We start from the raw sequence: 17,807 nt of genomic DNA, 5'->3' as shown, positions 1-17,807 counted from the left end.
GTTCTTGCGAACACTTCCAGGGGCGAGTGCCACGCGTGAGTGGCGCGAGGGCGGTTGTTCATGCTGTCGGCGATCGCGTCGAGTTCGTCTTGGCTGAACAGGCTCAGGTCGGTGCCCTTGGGCAGGTACTGGCGCAACAGCCCGTTGGTGTTCTCGCAGGTGCCGCGCTGCCACGGACTGTGCGGGTCGCAAAAGTAGACCTTCACGCCGGTCTGCGCTGCCAGGTCAGCATGACGCGACATCTCCTTGACCTGGTCGTAGGTCAGGCTCTGGCGCAGCGGCTCGGCAATCGAATTCAGCTTTGCAGAGAAGCCCGCGAGCGCCGAGGCGGCGGTGGCGTCGTCCATCTTGGCCAGCAGCACCAGACGGCTGGTGCGCTCGACCAGCACGCCCACCGAGGACTTGTTGCCCGCGCCCTTGATGAAGTCGCCCTCCCAGTGCCCCGGCATGACGCGGTCGTTCACCTCTGGAGGGCGCACGTGGATGCTGACCATCTCTGGGATCTGGCCACGGCGATCATCGCCTCGGGTGCGGGGCATGCGGGTGCTGCGCCCGCGGCGCAGGCAGGCGACCAGCTGGCGTCGCAACTCGCCTCGCGGCTGAGCGTAGATGGCGTTGTAGATGGTTTCGTGGGACACGTGGCGCTCGGGCTCGTTGGGGAACACGCGCTTCAGGGTACCCGCGATCTGCTGGGGTGACCACCTCCAGTCCAGCAGGGTCAGTACCACGCCCCAACCAACACCTTGCATGTCGAGCTTGCGTGTCGGACGAGCGGCCTGGCGCCGCCCCTGGCTGCTCACCTGCGCCGAGTGCGAGGCGTAGGGCAACTCGGCCAGCGTGTTGCGCCCCAACTCCCGGCTGATGGTGGACGCCGAGCGCCCGAGCATGCGGGCCATGGCCCGCATGCTCGAACCCTGCTGACACATGCTTGCCATCGTCATCCGGTCCTCAGGTTGAAGCTGCTGGTACCTTGTTCGTTCGTTCATGTGCACACCTTAGGCGATGAGGTGTTGCACTTCATACTTGAGGCCGCCGGGCCTAAGGTACGAATTACGTCCCGAGGAAATCGTGCGAAGAATTCATACAGTCGTTGGGCACAACTTGCATGGGACGAGAGGATACTGGGGGCACCTTAACGGTTCGGGATCTGTTGAAATAAGCCGCAAAACCAGTAACTCTATAGCGGTCGACTTGGACCTCGCTGGAAGAACCCCGCTTTCACCTGATGTCGAAGTCGACGTCGACTTTGAACTCGCCTTTAGCTGCTCCGACACGGGCGTTCAGATAGAAGTGAAAGACATTAAGGTGGAGTCTGACTTCGACAACATCATCGAGATTCCCCTTGTCTTCCTTGGGTTCGGCGTTGCAACTGAGCTTTATATAGACAAGCAGATCAAGAAAAGTATGCCGCCCTTAGAGGATCTCAACACCTCGATGAGCACGTCTGGACTCAGGTGCGCATCAACGAACGTTATTGAAGATGGAACTGTCTATTTGCAATTCAATCTTTAATAATTTAGAACACCAATGGTACAGAAAAGCCGGCACTGCGGGAGTGCCTGCGTCGCAGGCCAGCTCTCTGGGCGAGAACCGACTTTCGCGGTTCTACCCGCCGCGCGGAGAGTCCGCCGGATGCACGCTGCCCGCCATCAAAGCATCCTTCAAGGACGGCTTCGGCTGCACAGGCGACGTGACCTGACTGAGGGCCTCCTGCCAAGCCAAGTCGGTGCCGTGCATCTCCACAGCCTCCGGCGCCTGGAGCATCAGCTCGAGCGCGGTGCGTTCCTGGTCGGTGAAGCGTTGGGCGAAGGTAGTCATGGGTTCTACTTTACTGGACCGATCAGGCGCCTGGCGTGATTTCTGGTCCAGCTGCCAAACCTCAGCTTCAAGTTCGCGCATTTCGAACGCTTTCCACTGCGGCTTGAGGAACGCCGCCACCGCCTGCGCGTCGAAACCTGGCTCAGCGGGCGACCGCATGGTGGCAAGAACTTTCGGGTCGGCGACAACCGCGTCGCGAAGATGCAGCAGGAACTCCGATGTCCCGTGGCCATCCTTCGAGATCGTTTCCGCGCGCCAGCTCGCAATCCCTTCGAGCTGCTTCATCGTCAAGGCGCCCCTGGCCAGCATCGACAGCACCGAGAACCCATCGGCGTAGCGCTCCGACGACCGCTTGCGCTCGACGCTCATCTCCATCAACTTCTCGCTCGGCGCGCGAACCATCAAGAGCCGCTCGAAGCGAACGTCCAGCAGGTTGGACTGCACCCGTTCTGGCCGGACCTTGCCGGTGAGTGCCACATCCCGCAAGGCGGCGATCCCCTCGCTGTATTGCGCGCAATGGGCTGCCTCGTGCGCCAGCACGTAGGCGGCCGCAGTTTCGGCGTCGATGCCTGCGGTCTTCATCAGGGATCTGAACTCTGGGACATCGTGGTCCGACACCAGGATCACGCAGCCGGTGCGATCCGGCGACTTGCTGGCATAGGCCCATGCATGTGGAGTGGCGATCTGTGGGGCGATGGTTGCGATGTACGCCCCGGTTCGATCGGTTCCGCCGTTCACCGGTGGCAGCAAGCCTGGCGACCGACTCACGAAGCGCTCTACCTGCCGGCCCAGCTCGGGACCGGACAGCGTCGCGCTGTAGGCGAATGGGAACGCCGAGACCTTCGTGCTTCGAGTGGCCGTGGCGATCTGTTGCGCACCCGCGCGCCGCATCGCCGCCGCGACTGACGCTTCGAATGCGGTTTCTGACCCAGCCGCCGCAGCAGCCACTGGCAAGCCGGCGGACTCGGGTCCGGCTTGCGCATTGCCGAAACTCAGCGCCGCCGCTGCCATGAGGGTGCCCAGCAAGTGCGCGCGCCACTTGCGATCGGAGCCATGGATCTCGACTCGCTCTGGAGCGGCGAGGAGCGCCTCGAGTTCGGCAAGTTCCTTGGGGTTCATACGTGGTGACTCTTATCGCGGCCGAGGCGCTCCACCCAGGAGCGTCTGCATGTCCTCGTCGGTATAGCCGCGCGGGTCTTCGCGCTGCACGCCGCGGGCCTGGCCGCCCGCATCGGACTGTCGGGCTCCGAAGGTCGACGTCTGGCTGATGCGCTCCGCCGGCCGATAGCCCTGATTGGTCCGCTGGCGGTTCTGATCCAGCTCCATCTCGCGCGCCTCGAAGGTCTTCCAGATCGGCTTCAAGAACGCGGCGACGGCTTGGGCGTTGAAGCCGGCCCCGCTGTCCGATTTCATCGCCTCCCGGGCGATCGGATCACGCTGGACCTGGTCCTGCACCCAGCGAACGAAATTGGACGTGTCGTGGCCGCTGCCGGCGGACATGCGCCAGGAACCGATTCCGTTCCACTGTTGGCCGCTCAGCGGCTGCTGAGCGTTCATTGCGAGCGCGGCGAATGCATCTGCATACCGTTCGGCCGAACGCGATGTCTTGTCGACCATTCCCGGTTCGGCAAGCGCGCGCAAGGCGCCGCCCTGAATGGCGCGTTCGGTGCGAACGTCGACCAGGCCGGAATAGGCAGTTCGCTGACGTGCCTGCTCGCCGCGGCCGGTGCCAGCTTCGAGCTGCGCGGCGAGGGTCTCCCCCTGCTGGGCGCAATGCGCGGCTTCATGAAGAACGGCGAAGTCCATCGCCTCCTTCATGGACAGACCAGTCATCTGCGCCATCCGCTGCGCGTAGTCGGCCTTGCCGGCGTGCATCACGATCATGCATCCAGCCGTGTTCGGCGCGGCGCCCATGTACATCACCGCCATGGGGCCTTGACCAGCCTGCTGGGACTGCATGAGCCCGTCACGCACGAACGCCTGACCGCCCGGGCCCGCCGGCACAGCTGCGACAGCACGGCCCGCCGCATCGTTGAACTGGCTGAACTCGCTCTGACCTTGAGCCACGACGACGGGGAACAAGACCGGGCGCAGTGCAGACGTCGATGCGACCGAAGCGACGTCGTTGCGCTCCATCACTGCGGCCAGGTCGTTTGTCGTTTGTGGCAGATCCGAGCGCCCGAAGCCCAGCGCGGAGGAGAGGGACGGTTTGCTGCTGCTCACCGCGCCCGTCCCGGGGCGGGCGGTGACGTTGCGTAGATCCTGGGCATTGGCCGAATCGCCATTGACGGCCTGCTTCACGGTCTTTCCGACCGCGTCGAAGCCACCCTGAACGGTCTGGCGAACTGCGGTTGCCATCGCATTGCTGGCAACGCTGCTCAGCGTGCGCTCGAAGAGATTGGGTGAGTCGGCATGGGCCGACGGCGCGAAGGTCATCGCGGCGGTGGCCATGAGGGCTCCGACCAGGCCGTGCCTCCACGCCGTGTCGTTGCCGTGCAGCTCGATCACCTCTGGGGCCTCGAGCATTGCAGCGAGGGCTGCGCGCTCCTCTGCGGAAAAACGAATCTGGTTTGCCATCTTTCGGGCCTTCTAGTTGAAATTGGAGGTTGTGCGGCCGGGACCGACTGCGGACGGAGAGAACGAATCCGCGGCGCGCGCCTTCATGCCGGTGGCCAGGACGTCCTTGAGGCCAGCGCTGCTCTCGCGACGCGCCTCCAGTTCGGCCTTCTCGAAATCGTTCCATCGCGGACGAAGGAAGGCTGCGATCGCCTGAGCATCAAAGCCCGACTCGCCGGCGGATTGCATGGCAGCAAACGCCACGGAATCCCTGCGCACCTGGTCACGAATGTGGGCAAGAAAGCTGGCCGTGTTGTGGGTCGGCGCGTCGCCGAGACGCCACGCGATCAGCCCCTCGATCTGTTGTCCGTTAATTCGGCTCTGCGCCATCAGCGCCAGCAGGGCGAACCCATCTGCGAAGCGCTCGGCGCTCAGCATGTTCGAGCGACCGGCGAGCAGATTGTTGACGAACAGGTCCGCTTCCTTCCCGCCCGCGATAGTCGCCTCCAGATGGGCGCCGAGCATGCCGGAGGCGACCCGCTGGGGTTGAACGCGTCCGTGCTTCATCACGTCGTAAGCGGCGGCCAGAACTTCGGCCTGCTGCGCACAGTGGGCGCTCTCGTGGATCACCGTGTAGTCGAGCGCGGTCTCAGGGCTCATGCCCGTGGCTCGAGCGAGCGAACCTATTGCCGGGGCGTGCTGGTCACTGATGAGGAAGGTGCAGCCCGCGCGCCCGCTTTCCTTCGCGACATAGCTCCATGACATGGGCGACTGCGTCGTCGGCAGGTCGGCCTCGAGGTTGTTCTGCAGGCGGATGGAGCCGCCCAGCGCCGGCTCCAGGACGGACTTGCCGAACACGAACTGGACGACCTTCTCGTGGATCTCGTCCTCGTTCATACCGGCGCGAAACGGCAGTGGATACACCGTGGGTTTCACGCTCACCGCGGTGGACGCAACTTCTTGCGCGCCGGCGCGGCGCATGAGCGCGGCAACACCGGCCTCGGTATTCGGCACCACTGTCTTCTTCGTGAAGAAGGATGCTGGGGGCGCTTCGATGTGCGAGAGGTGCGAAGGCGCCGTGTCGTCGGCATGGGCGGAGCCGAAGCTCATGCACACCGTGGTCATCACGGCGGCGAAAAGCCCTGCGCGCCAGGCGCGATCGGAGCCGTGGATCTCGACGCACTCCGGCGCATCGAGCATGCCCTGGAGGGCAAGCCGCTCCCTGGCGCTCAGCAGACTATTTGACGACAACACACGCATGCTTCGATGATCGAGGCAGATCTTTATTTCTGCGCAAATGTTTTCGCGCAGATGATTGTTCTCTCCGCGATGCATGCACGGGGCGCCACCTGAATTCATGGGATGTACACGCGAACGAGAACGCCACGGCGCTTGGTCCGTGGCTTGCAATGTGCGAAGGCGAGCGAGTAGCCTGGCTAGGCCCGTTTGCGGAGGGCGAGAACCCCGCCGCCAGTCAGCGCGAAATCGGCACCGGCACCATGTCGTTGATGGTGATCCTGCCCTTTTTTATGTCGCCGGGCCCGTCGAATAGCGCGACGACGACCGAGTTGACCCACTTGGTGCGGAACTTCGGTGCGACGAAGAGCATGGTCCGCGCCGGCGGATGCTGGAAGGTCAGCTCGAGCGCCGAGGCCAGCCAGCGTGCGCCGACCGGCGGCTGCATTCCCGGCTCCGACTTTATGATCAGGCAGGCGGCGTCGCCGCGCTCCATCGTTGCGAAGTCGGTAATGACGAGGTTGTCCTTCGCGCGCGGCTTGTGTGACGGATCGGGAAACCACGAGGCTTGCGGGCTGTTCATTTCTTTGCTTCCTGAGATCAGCGGTTGACAGCGCGCTTGTTGGCGGCGACGAGCTGCGGCATCATTTCCGAGCGGATGGCGGCCTGGGCCGTGTTCGAGTCGATGACAGAGGCGACGATCTGGCGGTCCAGTGCGATGCTCTGGAGCCACGCGTTCATGGCCTGCATCCGCACGTTCTCGCGCGCCAGGTCCGTGTCGGACATAGCGAGCAGACGGAGCTGCCAGTCGGGGTTCATGTAGCGGCGCTGCGTTTCGAGGGCGATCAGCTCGGCCATCGAAATGCCCTTGCTGGACCAATCCGGCGCATTGGTCTGAAGATAGCTCTGGACGAACGGAGCATCTTCCGACTTGAGCATCTGCTGCAGCATCGGGATCAGCTCGGCCTTGGCGGCGATCAAGTTCGCTTGCGCTTCCTGAGGGTACTTCGCAACGCTCATCCGCGCTGCGAAGACATCCTCCAACGCCATGAACTGGCGGCCGGCGTCGGAATTACGTTGGGCCTTGGATAGGTCCTGCAGTTGCACCGGCTGATCGAGATTGCGCATCAGAGCGCGCACCGCAGTGCCGTCGCTTCCCGCCAGGTCGACCGTCAGGCGGCGCTTGACGACGTTGCCGTCAGGGTTCGTCTGTGGACCGTCGAACAGGGTCGACGCCCGAATGTCGGCGTTCGGGTAGCCCGAGCTGTTCGAGGCCGAGAAGCCGGAATCGGCGCAGGCCTGTCCACGAAGGTGCCCACTCGCAAAGGTAGAGCACGCTGCTTTCGCCGACTTTGCTGCCTCGACTTCGGGCAGCCCCGCTGGCGCCCTCTTCTCCGCGACGTTCAACACCGCCTCCATGCCTCCCGAGCCGCCGGGAGCGGGCTTTGGCGCTCCACCGCCGCCCCCTCCCGTTGCGGTTACCCCGCCTCGACTGGCCGACGACGTGCCAATAGTGCTCACGAGCACATTGCAAGGGTCGATGCCGCTAAAGCGCTCTTCGTTGCGGATCGCGGCCTGTTCCGACGCGGTGCGCTGAGCCGATTCCCCGACGGTCTTTGCGGCGCCGCTTGAGGCCTTTGAGGTAGTCTCTGCTGCTCCCGAGATCGCGTTGGCCAGACCCTTCTTCAGGTCATCCAGGTTCCTCGTCAACGTCTCCGTCTGGTCCGAGGTCGAATCCCTAATCGTCTGGGTGATCGTCTGCGTTGCTTGTTGAAGCTGCATCCCAAGTGCGAAGTCAGTCACAGGGATCTGCGCGTGTGCGGCGCCAGCGAAGGCGAACAGGGCCAGAACTAGGGCAAAGCGTAGGCGGAAGATGGGCATGAGTTTCATTCTTTCGGTCCGGCTGCGGTCGTGGTGCTCAGCACTTGCCGCTGATAGAGCAGGAGATCGAGTCCCAGACAGATCCGCTCGTCGCCTGCGCGCCTTGATTCACGCTCGTATTGACGCCGTTTGCGAGGCTGCCCGTTGCGGCACCAACGACGTTCTGGCCGATGTTTCCGATCGTGCCGCCGCCCAGTCCGCTGTTCACGCCGCTATTGAGCCCGTAGAGGCCCTGGTTCACGCCGCTGTTGATCTGTCCCGTCGCCTGGTTCGTCGCTTGGTTGAGTGCCGAACACGCAGCGCTCGTAAGTTGGCTCATGGCGCTGTTCGCCATCTGATCCAGGATGCCACCCGAGCCGCTCGACTGGGCCATCTGCGGGATGACCCGAGCAATCGCGCCGGTGACGGTGTTCTGGCAATTGGCCGCCTGGTTGATCGCGCTCGAAAGATTGGTGTTGGCCCGGTTCTGGCGCTGGATGGCGCGGTCGAGTGCGGCCTGACTTGCCGAGGTCGCCTGCCCGCAGTAGTCGGGCGCGGCCTGGGCGATGCTGAGGTTACCGAGCGCGAGGCATAGAACCAGGATCAGGTTCCTGGCTTTCGGAAACGCCTTCGACCCGTTCCGAGGATCTGCGATTGATGAATTGCTGCGCATAGGTTTCGACTTCTTGAAAAAGGCTCAGCGCCTGGCGCTGTGCGAAGGTGAGGCGGTCCTCCCCGCCTGGGACGAGAGCCTGCGATTGGAGGACTGCGACGATCAGGTCGGTGCACCGGCCCAGGCTGCCTTGCAACCAGGCAGTGCGCAGATCGAGCTTCAGGCCCGCGTGGTTCTCGGTCCCCTGTAGGTGGTCCACCACCTCCGCGATGCAATGGGCTCCGCGAACCGGAGGCACGCCGAGGACGCTCAGGCGGCCGATGGCGGCGGTGATGGAGACGTACAGGCGAGCCTGGGCGGTCTCGACCGTATCCGCAACCGCGTACCCGTCGAAACCGACCCGCCCCGAGATCGCTTCGGCTTCCTGGGCGATCGAGCCAAGCTGCAGCGCCAGCGCCTCGTTGAAGCCCTTGATCTTGTCTGCACTCATTCCGCCTTCCCAGGCCATGCAGAGCGTGTTCGCTGCGGCATCGGTCGCCTGGGCGCGAAGCCAGTCGGGAATCGGCCCGTTCAATACGCAGCGCTGCGCGAGCGCAGTGCCCAGTTCGAGCGCCTGGCGGTGCAGGTCGCGCAGCGTTTCGCTGCGCTCGTGTTCCTCGGCCATAAGCCCGGGCCGAGCCGCGACAGCGCCAAGCAAGCGCGTGAGCAGCTTGACCGTTGAAATGTGCACCTTGGTGGCATCGGAAGCGCGCTGCGACGCGACCGCGCCGGAGAAGCCGCCCGCCGGCGGCGATTTGCTGGCCCCAGACGATGGCGCCGGTGCTGGTGCGGGCCCTTGTGCCGGACCTTGGCTGAAGCCAGCCACGCGGGCGGGTTCAGCTGCCGCAGCGGGTGCAGCAATGGGAGCAGGAGCCGCCGCTGGGACAGACGCCGGCTTCGAGGAAGACGCGCCTACAGCTTGCAATTGTGCCGGCCGAGCGAAGCCAACCGGCCGTGGCGCCGAGATAGGAGCAGGGGCAGCACCTGGGACGGGTGTAGCCGCCTGTTCGGTGTCGTCGGCGGAAAGCTGCGCCGCGCTCGACGGAACGCGAGTGCCATCGACTGGCACCTCAGGCTCGCTCGATGCCGTGCCTGAACCCTTCGTGTGCAGTCGGCCCGTCTTGAGCTGGTGCTTGAGGAACCTGTTGGCGCCGAAGCCGAGCGGCGCGTTCGCAGTTGTGGAAGCGCCGTCGGCGCCGTTTCCTGTGGAGGTAGTCATTCGGCCATTGCGGTCTGGGGTTGATGTGCCTCGACGCGCGCGGCGAGCGCCGCGGTGTAGGACTCAAGGGACTGGCGCTCTTGCTCGTACCCGTCTTCCTTGAAGCGCTTGAAAACGGCCATCAGATCGACGAGCTTCTCCTCGTTCCAGCCGAAGACCCGATCGGCCGCTTGCTGAAAAAGGAGGCCCCGCAGAACCCCGATGTCGTCGCCGAGCGGGCGCACCGTCACGTTGAACTCGAATCCCTCCTCGGCCGGAAACAACTGCGCGCCGACCAGCTCCATGTCGAAGTCGCTCTCGATGCCTTCGCTCAGTGCGCGCGCTATGCGAATCGCTTCCGCGACGACCGCCGGCATGAACGAGAAGTCAAGGGATCCGAACACTTCGGTCGCCCCATACGGAATTCCGGCCGCAGTGAACGAAACGCCGTTCTGGACGGCCAGATTTGTGAGGAGTCGCTCGACGGAGATCATGGAAGGGCGGTATCAGAAGGCCATCGGACGGACGGACTCACCCTCGGGCTCGAAGTCGAGATCGCCCTGGATCATGTGCAGCAGGCTCATGGCCAGCCGGCCGGTGGTGATCGGCTCGTCGCCGCGGGCAATCTCCGCCTCGGTCTGCGGCAGCGCCACGTCGTTGTCGACGATGACGGAGTTCTGGTTGCGGATTCGCTCGAGCGCGCCTTCGGGATCCACGAGGATCGCCTGCTGGACCGAACGCCAGTCCATGTCGGGGGCGCAGATGTTGCAGCATTCTTCGAAGGACAGCACGCCCCCATTGCTCGCAACCCACTCGCGGCTCACCTGAAGCTCCTCGACGGAGACGTTCCTGCTCAGATTGCGCTCGGCAGTGCGCACCTTCTCCAGCAGGACCATGTCCTCGATGCTCGAGCGGATCAGGCTGGCTGCGAGCTTGCGCTCACCTTCAGTCGCGAAGTGGTAAAGCTCGATATCGTCGAGCACGACTGGTTTGTCCCAACCTTCAGACGGCTTGGTCATGGAGAGCTCCGGCCTATGGCTTCGTAGGGGGAAATGGGAAGCGCAGGCGTGGAACCTGCGGCAGGACGAGGCGCGCATGAGGATCGCGCTTCAGTTCGCGCATCAGGCGCGAGTAGGTCTGATCGAACACCGCGCCATCGATCTGGCTCTCGCGGCAAACGGCCGCCTTCGGCGCGCCCCGGACGATGCTCAAGTGAAACATCGTCCGCAGGTCGTCCGGCAACGACTCGATGCGCGCCATCACGCGAGCAAGACGACTCGCCGACCCTTGGCTCACAACGGCCGCATTCATTGCCTCAGCCTCGCGGAGCGTTGCCGCCGTCGGTGTCGTGCGGCGCCTCGGGCATTTGCCGCAACGCGGGCACATTGGCACGCCATTCAGCGCCTGCGGCGAGGAGATCGGTGCGCGCTGGTGCGCCGCCCGCCGCGTATGCGGACAGGACGCTCTTCACGCGCTCGACTGTGACGCCAACGCCATCCGAGATGCGATCGAGGAGGGTGTTGAGCTGGGTGGCCCGCTCCGGCGACGGTGCGATGCCGTTCATCGTCATCGCCACGCCTCCCAAAAGTGCTGTCATTTGATGTGCCCTTGCTTGATGTGAGAGATTCAGGTTCATAGATTGTTCTCCATTTACATTGTGTCGTGATTCTTTCACGGACAAATGAATTTTCGCGTCAGTCACTTCCCTGAGGGAAATGTCGGCAAAACGCCACGCGAGGAAAACGCTTCGGTGAGCAACCTTTTCACCCTTTCGGAGATCTTTTGTTTTAGAAGGTCTGGATTCGCTCGGCCCTCGGCAATGTCCGCGAGCGCGAGCTCCCAGAGAGCCGTCATCGAGACGCTCTTGAGTGACTCCGGCAACTGGCTCAGGAGGTACGAGCCGAATTCGGTAATGTGCAGCTGGTGCTTTTTGCCCTTCTTGACGCGGCGAAGCAGGTCCCGCTCAAGGTGATTTGCGACGATCTTGTCGCGCGTGCGCGAGGTCCCTATGCCCTGGACGCGCTTGAGCATCTCGCGCTCCCGGTCGTTGCGTCCGAACTTATGGGCCGCCATCATGTCGTCCATCAGCTCGTCTTCCGTATACGGGCTGGGCGGGGTCGTGCGCTTCGCTTCGACCTTGGCGCTCACCGCGTACATCACTGCACCGGTCTGGTAGCCGGCGAACTTGTCGGTGGGATCGCTCATCCGCGCATCCTTTGCACTTCACCGCGAACTTCGCCATTGCCGGCCGACCCCTCTTCGGACTCGCCGCTTGTTTCGCCGTCCGCCTCGACTTCCTTCCAGCCCTTGCGGATCTCCTGCTTCTGGCTGGCGCGGAACTCGTCCTGGCCGAACCGCCCGACGAGCGAGTGCTGCTTGTAGACATAGTCCGGGTAGAACTGCGCCATGAACCGCTTCGCGATCGTGCGGAAGACGGCCTTCTCATTCATCCCGACGCTGTTGCTCGGCAGGCCCATTGGGACGATCGCGAAATGCTCGTCGAGCTTCGCATCGTTGAACGCCGCGCCCTTGATTTCCATGTGCGCTCCCTGCGCATGGCCAGGAAACAGCTTGGCGAGCTGCCCCATCACCTTGCGAGCGTCCGCATGCATCGACTCGGGCAGAAACCGGCAGTCGGTTCCGACATACGAGATTGCCTTGCTCTTGTAGAGGTTCTGCGCCGCCTCTGTCACTTCGTCCAAAGTCATGCCGTGCTGGCGAGCGGCCTCGGCCTGCAGCGCGCCGAGGGAGAACGGCAGGGGCGGCTTCTCGCTGTGCTCCTTGGCGGTGGCCTGGACGCAAGTGCCTTTAAGCCCGCCGGTAATTGCGCGGACGATCTGCTTGGCCACCTGTTCGTCGATGATCCGGCCTTCGTGGTCGAAGCCCGGCGTCCCGGCGGCTTCCTCGCGCCTGTGCCATCGCATGACGGTGCCGTCGCGCAGGGTGATCACGGGGATGAAGTAGTCGGTGGGCTTGAAGTTGGCGATCGCCAGGCGCCGGTTCTCAACCATGGCGAGGACCGGCGTCTGCACCCGGCCCACGCCAACGTTCGACTTCTGCAGAATCGCCTGATAGGCCATCGAGGGGTTCAAGCCCCACACCCAGTCCAGGTACTGGCGAACGCGCGCCGCCTCGCCGCGCAAAGCCCACTTCGGCGCTCCGTTGCGATCGAAAGGCTTCTTGAGCGTCTCAGCGATGTCCTCTGCACGGTTGGAGACCAGCTCCACTCGAAAGACGTTCGGGCCCGCGGGGTCAATCCCAAAATGCTCGAGCAGCTCGTCCACGATCAGCTGGCCTTCGCGATCGGTGTCCCCGGCATTCATGACCTTGATGCCGCGGCGCAGGAACTTCTTGGCAACCAGATACGGGCCGAAAGGCTTGCCGGCGCCGGCGCTCTTCCCCTTCCCGCCCTTCTTCTCATCGGTGCGCGGTTGGGTGATGAGCTTCGGCGGCAGGACCGGCAGAAAGTCCTTGTAACGCTCGAAAACGCGCTCTTCCTCGAGCTTCGCCATCTCGGGCGACAGGTACTCAGAGACGCGAGCCGTCGAAAGCAAGTGCCCCGCAAGCGGCAACACGATGTGACCGTTGTCCATCACGAAATAGCCGTCGCGCCCAGCTGCACTCTCGTTCGTGCATCTGACGCCGTAGGCGAGCTTCATGCCCGCGACCAGATCCCAGGCAGCCGAGGGCTTTTCCGCAATCCATACGACCTGCTCACCAGCCATCTCTACTTTGAAACCTTGCGCGCTTTGTTACGTTTGCGGCAATAGTACTGCACGGCGCAATTTAATCGAAGAGAAGTTCTCTCTTTGCGTTGGTTTCTTGTTCAAACAAGGCGCTGTTGCCTTGGCTGGCCTGGCGGACCGGGCCTTGCTAAGTTCGCGCGGGGTTACTACGATCGGGGAGTGTGTGCTTTCCGTCCTCGAGCTGCTTCCGGGGATTCGTATGAGAATAGGAAGACGCCATGTCCGAGACAAGCGCTGAATCCGGCTCCACAGCAGAACAGGATCGCTGGGAGGCTGAGTTCGCACTGAAGCAGCGCGAACAAAAGAGTCGGGAGCAAGATCTCGAGCTACGTCGCCGACAGGCGACGACACTCAGCTGGCACAGCCCTCTCGTCCTAGCCGTCCTTGCCGCCGCGACTGCAGCACTGGGGAACGCAGCTGTAGCGCTCTTAAATGGCCGCCAGCAGGTCGCCTTGGAGACGGCCAGGTCTGAGGGGGCGAGGATGTTAGAAATGATCAAGACGGGCGACCCAAGAACAGCCAAGGTGAATCTTAAGTTTCTCCTCGACGCCGGACTTATCACCGACGAGAAGACAGCGAAAGCACTTGATACGTTCTTGAAGCAAACGCCCGCAGGGTCCTTCCCTTCGCTGCCATCAGCGGCCAACCCTGGTACGGTCTCCTTTGTTCAAACTCCAGAGATGACCCCAGACCTGCAGAAGGCCCTCGACGCGACCATTGCCAAGTTCATTGACTTCATGAAGGGGCTGGGCGGCGATGTTGGTGGCTCGATCGCCGTCCATGTTCTAAAGGACCTCGAAGTTTCGAAGGGAATGTCGGGCTACTACGATCCGGCGAAGGGGGTGTTCATCGACGCAAAGTATGCGAAGGAACAGGACCTCATTCTTCGTGAGCTGTCGCACGCCGTGCTTGCAACCGCAGCGAAGCGTCCGGACATGCCAATTGCCCTTGAATCGGGCCTATCGGCCTATTTCCCAGCGAGCTTCCGAGGCGGCCCAGATTTCGCGTCGGGCATGGCCCGCGACGCTTGGAACCTACGGAACTCAGTGAAAGATACGGGACCTCGAGATCCGAGCTTCCCCGCGGAGACGTTTCGGGGGCTTCTGCTTTGGGGCGGCACCTGCTGGGATCTGCGAGAGGCGATCGGGAAGGAGGCAGCGGACCAGCTGATCCTCGACGCCTGGGCCCTTCTAGGCGCAAGCCCGCCGTCGGTGCCAGATCAAGGCAAGGCCTTCAAGACTGCCTTACTGACCGCCGCGGAACGGAAGGCCCCCGGAAGGTTCAACACTGCGATTGAGGGGGTGTTTGCTAAACGCGGAGTTTAACGGCGGCACGTCGCACGCATCGTCAGCACTGCTCGCATTTCAGGCCTTTCCCGACAGCCCGATCAACGATATCCCTACCAGCAGGATTCGGCAGCCACCACCCCTTCGCGTTGAGCGAACCATTGACGATCTCGGCAGGCCGGACCGGGTGTTTGGTCAGCAGCGGGAGGTCTTCTGCGTAGTTGTCCTCGATCGACGCCAACTCCAGAAATCGATTGGCATCGAATCGGCCCAAGTACTTCACTTGGCCGGCTGCCACTTCGAACTCGATCGGCCGCGAGAACGCCTCTGATCGTTTGATCAAGCGGCCATAGTCCAGGGCCCACCCGGTCACTTGATACTTGCCAGGGGAAAGCTGAAGGGCGAACGTACTGCCCACGCCCTTCGGCAGCTTGGGCAGATTGTTGACGATGGTGGCGCGCCCAGTGTTTCCGCCGCTGGCAACAATGATTCGCTCGTTGTCGGGAGATTGAAGATAGAAGTAGGCTCCATAGGGAACGAACACCGAGCGCTCAAAAACCGTTCCAACGACCACCCCTTTGGATGGGTCCCTCTCCAGCAACGTGTACTTGGCAGAGGTCTCGCGGATCGAGGCGCAACCTGCAAGGAGTGCCGCCATGACGCCGACGGTTGCGAGGCGCCTGAAACGGCCAATGTTCGAGAGTGTGTACAAGATGTCCCTTAAAGGTGGTGGGGCTGGAAGTGATTGATGGCTTGCCGAGCGCGCCGATGTGCTGGGATTGAGCGCGTTCCGACGGTCAAGGATTGGACGCAACGAGCGCGGCCAGATTCTTCTGTTGAATGGCAAGCATGCGGCTCACCGTGCTGCTCGGATGCTTGGCCTCGTACAAGTTCATGGAAACGGGCAGTTGTTTGATGACCGTCATTCCAGTCACACCCAGCAAGACACGTTTAGAGCCGTCTTCCGCCGGGGCATTCGCGAGCAGGCCGATATAGATGGCGGCATCGTCAGTGCCGAGCACCCCCAGGTCTTGGTTGAGCGAGGTCGAGCCGTCTGTCGCAGCACGCAACTTCGCATCGACCTGCTTCAGAGTTTCTTCGCTGATCTTCGTCGCCCAAGTGTTCGCCGCTGCGACAAATGCCTGGCGTGAGGCGAATACTTTCTGGAGCTGGCCTCTCGGCATCGGCACCAGGATCTGCCCGAAGTGGTCAAGTGTTTGTCGGCGGCCCTTCCGGAAGCCCGCGACCTCTTCGCACTTTGCGAACGACATCACAAGGTGGTTGCTGCCTTGGAGCATTCGGCGGGTTTGGCTCAGCAGCTCCGCATCCCTCGGGTTCGAGTCGTTCAGCTCGCAGAAACCCTCAGGAGGCGTCGCCGTGATCGCGGCCCCGTTGACCATCACCGTGCCAGCGTGGGCGCCGAAAGAGGCAAGAAGAGCCACAAGGGCGATAGTGCGAAAGGTGCGTGGGGTGTTCATGGGCGTCTCGTCCAAAAGGGGCGCTCGTTACTGTGGCGGGGCGACTTGCGGGGCGGCCTTGATGACAATGCGCCGCTTGCTCGTGATGATCTCGCCAATGCCAGGATCGACGCTGATGAGCTTTTCACCGCTCGGAAAGCTGTCGCCTACCGCGACACGGCGGCCGCTCTTGAACGTCACGCCTCCTGCCTGCACTTCCGCCAGGCCGGCCTCGTCCTTGGTGACGCGCTCAGTAGGAGCGTTCGTCCCTGCGGCAGGCACCGGAGCGGCAAGCTGCACCAGCGGCTCTCGGCGCACCGGGGCTTCGATCACGGGCTTTGCACGCGCAGCGGCAGCGCGCGCCTCAGCCTGCTCACGTTCGCGATCCTTCTTCAGCTGCGCCTCCTGGGCCGCCTTGGCAAGCTTCTGCTCGCGATCGAGCTTGGCCTGGCGCTCGGCTTTGGCCCTGCGCTCTGCGTCTTCTGCGGCCTGTGCTGCCTTCCGAGCGTCCGCGGCCTTCCGCTCTGCGTCGCTTGGACCACGGGGAGGAGCACCTGGTGGCTGCGCTGCCGCAGCTGGCACCGCTGGAGTCGCAATGGGCGCAGCCTGCTGCGCGGCGAGCGCTGCCTCGGGCGCCGGCGCAGTGACCTTCGCCACCTGTGCCGTTGTCACCTGCTGCGCGAAAACTGGAGCTGGGTCCGGCATCCTTTGCTGGGGCGCGGGGGCGGGTAGCGCGGAGGTCGGTAGTAGAGCGCTTGCGCGCGGCGGCTCCTCCAGGGAAGCCAGTGTCTCGGCGTCCACGCCGGGCTCCACGTGCCTTATCAAGTTCTCGACCTGCTCCAATCGCGCCGCATCGTTCCTGGCGGCCTGAAGTTGGCTCCAGAGCGGGACTCCGGCAGCAAACACGCCGGTCGCCGTCCCCAGAAGGAATGCGGAGGCGAGCCAGGCCCAGGCAGTGAACCGCACTCGGTTGATAACGCTCATCGCCATATCAGCCTGCTCCCGTCCCCAACATCGACTTGATGACGCTCGAGTTCATTTTGGCCCCGAGCGGAATGTTGAAGAGCGGCGCACGTACCACCGCATGGATGTCCGCGCCCTCGCCGATCTGCAAATCCTCGCTCGCAATGAGCAGCGCACTGTCCTTGGCCGCCTTGGCGGGATCGCCCACCTTCCCCGCCACCTTGATTCGCTCAGCCGTCAAGCGCCCTGAGAACTCTGCGCCTGGTGCGATGATGGCTGTCCCCTTCTTGCAGTCGAGCGTACCGCGGAAGGTCCCGTAGATGACCACTCCGCAGTTGAGCTCGAGCGTGCCCTGAAACACGGCCTTCGGGGGAATCACCATCCCAATTCCGTGCTCCTCGATGGAGACGCGTAAGGTGGAGACCGCCGCTTCCGCATCGGGGTGAGCAGAAGCATGTGCGCTAAGGGAAGAACTGTTCATGGCGGTGGAGAGGGTCAGTTGGCGTCTTCGCGCACGAGCACGCTTGCCGTCGGTGTCCGGTAGATCCGGCGCACGGGATCTGTTTGAAGGAGCAGCTCACCGTTGGGCAAGGGCTTGCCGAGCTGGACGCGCAACGGGCGAGCGGCGGCGCCCTCCAGTGCGACGGTCACGCCCTCGGCGTCGACTCGGATCACCTTCCAGGCAGGCAGCGTGGATGTCCTGCGTTGCTCGGTAGCTGAAGAGGTGAGGTAAATCTGAAAAAGCGAACCGAGTGCGAATGCGGCGACCGTGCTGGCGGCTGCGAGCACCACCACCGTTCGCATGCGAATGCGCGATGCCACCGAGTTCGCGTTCAGGGCAGCGGCATCCGGGGAGTCGGGCCCGAAGGTTATCCAAGGTACGCCCTTTGCCGTGATCACAGGCCCCGCGAAGCCGGGCAGTTCGATCACATCCGAACGGAGCAGTGCGCGCGTCCAGTCCGCAGAGGTCACGGCCTGGCCGCGCGATGGAGAGCGCGCACCGTTGCTACGCGCGACGGCAGATGCGGAGGACCG

General features: G+C 63.4%; 21 protein-coding genes. 2 read left to right on the top strand and 19 right to left on the bottom strand.

Translation table 11 applies throughout. The annotated features are described in order from the left end of the window. A partial coding sequence (locus tag ACSQ9A_RS40085) for an IS30 family transposase (protein ID WP_436308236.1) occupies nucleotides 1-986 on the bottom strand: 986 nt, incomplete at its 3' end. 205 nt (nucleotides 987-1,191) lie between these two features. On the opposite strand from ACSQ9A_RS40085, the gene ACSQ9A_RS40080 reads away from it, so the two are divergent. Then, nucleotides 1,192-1,512 (top strand): hypothetical protein, encoded by a 321-nt coding sequence (locus ACSQ9A_RS40080; protein WP_436308235.1) that lies wholly within the window; start codon nucleotides 1,192-1,194, stop codon nucleotides 1,510-1,512. Nucleotides 1,513-1,605: 93 nt separating this feature from the next. Here ACSQ9A_RS40080 and ACSQ9A_RS40075 read toward each other — a convergent pair whose 3' ends face one another. The 13 genes from ACSQ9A_RS40075 to ACSQ9A_RS40015 form a co-directional block, all read right to left on the bottom strand. Beyond that, entirely contained in the window at nucleotides 1,606-2,937 is a 1,332-nt protein-coding gene (locus tag ACSQ9A_RS40075) for a hypothetical protein (RefSeq protein WP_436308234.1), read from the bottom strand. Between the two features lie 12 nt (nucleotides 2,938-2,949). Next, nucleotides 2,950-4,395, bottom strand: coding sequence for a hypothetical protein (locus ACSQ9A_RS40070; protein ID WP_436308233.1), 1,446 nt, complete (start codon nucleotides 4,393-4,395; stop codon nucleotides 2,950-2,952). 12 nt (nucleotides 4,396-4,407) lie between these two features. Beyond that, the gene (locus ACSQ9A_RS40065) at nucleotides 4,408-5,574 is read right to left on the bottom strand and encodes a hypothetical protein (RefSeq protein ID WP_436308232.1); all 1,167 of its coding nucleotides are present in this window, start codon (nucleotides 5,572-5,574) and stop codon (nucleotides 4,408-4,410) included. 274 nt (nucleotides 5,575-5,848) lie between these two features. Next, on the bottom strand, nucleotides 5,849-6,193 hold the full coding sequence (locus ACSQ9A_RS40060; protein WP_436308231.1) for a hypothetical protein: 345 nt from the start codon (nucleotides 6,191-6,193) through the stop codon (nucleotides 5,849-5,851). 17 nt (nucleotides 6,194-6,210) lie between these two features. Then, on the bottom strand, nucleotides 6,211-7,500 hold the full coding sequence (locus tag ACSQ9A_RS40055; protein ID WP_436308230.1) for a hypothetical protein: 1,290 nt from the start codon (nucleotides 7,498-7,500) through the stop codon (nucleotides 6,211-6,213). A gap of 28 nt (nucleotides 7,501-7,528) precedes the next feature. Further along, entirely contained in the window at nucleotides 7,529-8,143 is a 615-nt protein-coding gene (locus tag ACSQ9A_RS40050) for a hypothetical protein (protein WP_436308229.1), read from the bottom strand. Then, the gene (locus tag ACSQ9A_RS40045) at nucleotides 8,046-8,948 is read right to left on the bottom strand and encodes a hypothetical protein (protein WP_436308228.1); all 903 of its coding nucleotides are present in this window, start codon (nucleotides 8,946-8,948) and stop codon (nucleotides 8,046-8,048) included. The genes ACSQ9A_RS40050 and ACSQ9A_RS40045 overlap by 98 nt, the downstream gene beginning before the upstream one ends. Nucleotides 8,949-9,337: 389 nt before the next feature. Further along, nucleotides 9,338-9,814, bottom strand: coding sequence for a hypothetical protein (locus ACSQ9A_RS40040; RefSeq protein WP_436308227.1), 477 nt, complete (start codon nucleotides 9,812-9,814; stop codon nucleotides 9,338-9,340). 12 nt (nucleotides 9,815-9,826) lie between these two features. Beyond that, nucleotides 9,827-10,339, bottom strand: a complete 513-nt coding sequence (locus tag ACSQ9A_RS40035; protein WP_436308226.1) for a hypothetical protein — start codon at nucleotides 10,337-10,339, stop codon at nucleotides 9,827-9,829. A gap of 13 nt (nucleotides 10,340-10,352) precedes the next feature. Next, complete coding sequence (locus ACSQ9A_RS40030; protein WP_436298023.1) at nucleotides 10,353-10,580, bottom strand: hypothetical protein; 228 nt, start codon at nucleotides 10,578-10,580, stop codon at nucleotides 10,353-10,355. Between the two features lie 55 nt (nucleotides 10,581-10,635). Beyond that, nucleotides 10,636-10,956 carry a hypothetical protein gene (locus ACSQ9A_RS40025; protein WP_436308225.1) on the bottom strand — a complete coding sequence of 107 codons (321 nt, stop codon included), beginning with the start codon at nucleotides 10,954-10,956 and terminating at the stop codon, nucleotides 10,636-10,638. A 62-nt stretch (nucleotides 10,957-11,018) separates the two neighbouring features. Beyond that, on the bottom strand, nucleotides 11,019-11,525 hold the full coding sequence (locus ACSQ9A_RS40020; RefSeq protein WP_436308224.1) for a DNA topoisomerase: 507 nt from the start codon (nucleotides 11,523-11,525) through the stop codon (nucleotides 11,019-11,021). Next, nucleotides 11,522-13,045 (bottom strand): DNA topoisomerase, encoded by a 1,524-nt coding sequence (locus ACSQ9A_RS40015; protein ID WP_436308223.1) that lies wholly within the window; start codon nucleotides 13,043-13,045, stop codon nucleotides 11,522-11,524. The genes ACSQ9A_RS40020 and ACSQ9A_RS40015 overlap by 4 nt, the downstream gene beginning before the upstream one ends. A 239-nt stretch (nucleotides 13,046-13,284) precedes the next feature. Here ACSQ9A_RS40015 and ACSQ9A_RS40010 point away from each other — a divergent pair, with 239 nt between their 5' ends. After that, entirely contained in the window at nucleotides 13,285-14,391 is a 1,107-nt protein-coding gene (locus ACSQ9A_RS40010) for a hypothetical protein (protein WP_436308222.1), read from the top strand. A 22-nt stretch (nucleotides 14,392-14,413) separates the two neighbouring features. Here ACSQ9A_RS40010 and ACSQ9A_RS40005 read toward each other — a convergent pair whose 3' ends face one another. The 5 genes from ACSQ9A_RS40005 to ACSQ9A_RS39985 all read right to left on the bottom strand — a co-directional run bounded on the left by ACSQ9A_RS40005 (nucleotide 14,414) and on the right by ACSQ9A_RS39985 (nucleotide 17,744). After that, nucleotides 14,414-15,064, bottom strand: a complete 651-nt coding sequence (locus tag ACSQ9A_RS40005; RefSeq protein ID WP_436308221.1) for a hypothetical protein — start codon at nucleotides 15,062-15,064, stop codon at nucleotides 14,414-14,416. An 85-nt stretch (nucleotides 15,065-15,149) separates the two neighbouring features. After that, nucleotides 15,150-15,830, bottom strand: a complete 681-nt coding sequence (locus tag ACSQ9A_RS40000) for a hypothetical protein (RefSeq protein WP_436308220.1) — start codon at nucleotides 15,828-15,830, stop codon at nucleotides 15,150-15,152. A 27-nt stretch (nucleotides 15,831-15,857) separates the two neighbouring features. Next, complete coding sequence (locus ACSQ9A_RS39995; protein ID WP_436308219.1) at nucleotides 15,858-16,793, bottom strand: hypothetical protein; 936 nt, start codon at nucleotides 16,791-16,793, stop codon at nucleotides 15,858-15,860. Between the two features lie 7 nt (nucleotides 16,794-16,800). Further along, the gene (locus tag ACSQ9A_RS39990) at nucleotides 16,801-17,253 is read right to left on the bottom strand and encodes a bactofilin family protein (RefSeq protein ID WP_436298030.1); all 453 of its coding nucleotides are present in this window, start codon (nucleotides 17,251-17,253) and stop codon (nucleotides 16,801-16,803) included. 14 nt (nucleotides 17,254-17,267) lie between these two features. Further along, nucleotides 17,268-17,744, bottom strand: a complete 477-nt coding sequence (locus ACSQ9A_RS39985) for a hypothetical protein (RefSeq protein ID WP_436308218.1) — start codon at nucleotides 17,742-17,744, stop codon at nucleotides 17,268-17,270. Nucleotides 17,745-17,807: the final 63 nt, after the last annotated feature.

The sequence above is a fragment of the Variovorax sp. LjRoot290 genome, from assembly GCF_964253985.1.
Classification (GTDB): domain Bacteria; phylum Pseudomonadota; class Gammaproteobacteria; order Burkholderiales; family Burkholderiaceae_C; genus Variovorax.
The sequence above is the reverse complement of the archived record's forward strand: the minus strand, read 5'-3'. Positions and strand labels throughout refer to the sequence as shown.

Coding starts and splice junctions, on each gene's coding strand:
- ACSQ9A_RS40035 (WP_436308226.1), bottom strand. CDS start 10,339: ATGACCAAGCCGTCTGAAGGTTGGGACAAACCAGTCGTGCTCGACGAT.
- ACSQ9A_RS40015 (WP_436308223.1), bottom strand. CDS start 13,045: ATGGCTGGTGAGCAGGTCGTATGGATTGCGGAAAAGCCCTCGGCTGCC.
- ACSQ9A_RS40050 (WP_436308229.1), bottom strand. CDS start 8,143: ATGCGCAGCAATTCATCAATCGCAGATCCTCGGAACGGGTCGAAGGCG.
- ACSQ9A_RS40030 (WP_436298023.1), bottom strand. CDS start 10,580: ATGGCGCGCATCGAGTCGTTGCCGGACGACCTGCGGACGATGTTTCAC.
- ACSQ9A_RS40040 (WP_436308227.1), bottom strand. CDS start 9,814: ATGATCTCCGTCGAGCGACTCCTCACAAATCTGGCCGTCCAGAACGGC.
- ACSQ9A_RS39995 (WP_436308219.1), bottom strand. CDS start 16,793: ATGAGCGTTATCAACCGAGTGCGGTTCACTGCCTGGGCCTGGCTCGCC.
- ACSQ9A_RS40000 (WP_436308220.1), bottom strand. CDS start 15,830: ATGAACACCCCACGCACCTTTCGCACTATCGCCCTTGTGGCTCTTCTT.
- ACSQ9A_RS40070 (WP_436308233.1), bottom strand. CDS start 4,395: ATGGCAAACCAGATTCGTTTTTCCGCAGAGGAGCGCGCAGCCCTCGCT.
- ACSQ9A_RS40075 (WP_436308234.1), bottom strand. CDS start 2,937: ATGAACCCCAAGGAACTTGCCGAACTCGAGGCGCTCCTCGCCGCTCCA.
- ACSQ9A_RS40010 (WP_436308222.1), top strand. CDS start 13,285: ATGTCCGAGACAAGCGCTGAATCCGGCTCCACAGCAGAACAGGATCGC.
- ACSQ9A_RS40020 (WP_436308224.1), bottom strand. CDS start 11,525: ATGAGCGATCCCACCGACAAGTTCGCCGGCTACCAGACCGGTGCAGTG.
- ACSQ9A_RS40060 (WP_436308231.1), bottom strand. CDS start 6,193: ATGAACAGCCCGCAAGCCTCGTGGTTTCCCGATCCGTCACACAAGCCG.
- ACSQ9A_RS40065 (WP_436308232.1), bottom strand. CDS start 5,574: ATGCTCGATGCGCCGGAGTGCGTCGAGATCCACGGCTCCGATCGCGCC.
- ACSQ9A_RS40025 (WP_436308225.1), bottom strand. CDS start 10,956: ATGAACCTGAATCTCTCACATCAAGCAAGGGCACATCAAATGACAGCA.
- ACSQ9A_RS40055 (WP_436308230.1), bottom strand. CDS start 7,500: ATGAAACTCATGCCCATCTTCCGCCTACGCTTTGCCCTAGTTCTGGCC.
- ACSQ9A_RS39990 (WP_436298030.1), bottom strand. CDS start 17,253: ATGAACAGTTCTTCCCTTAGCGCACATGCTTCTGCTCACCCCGATGCG.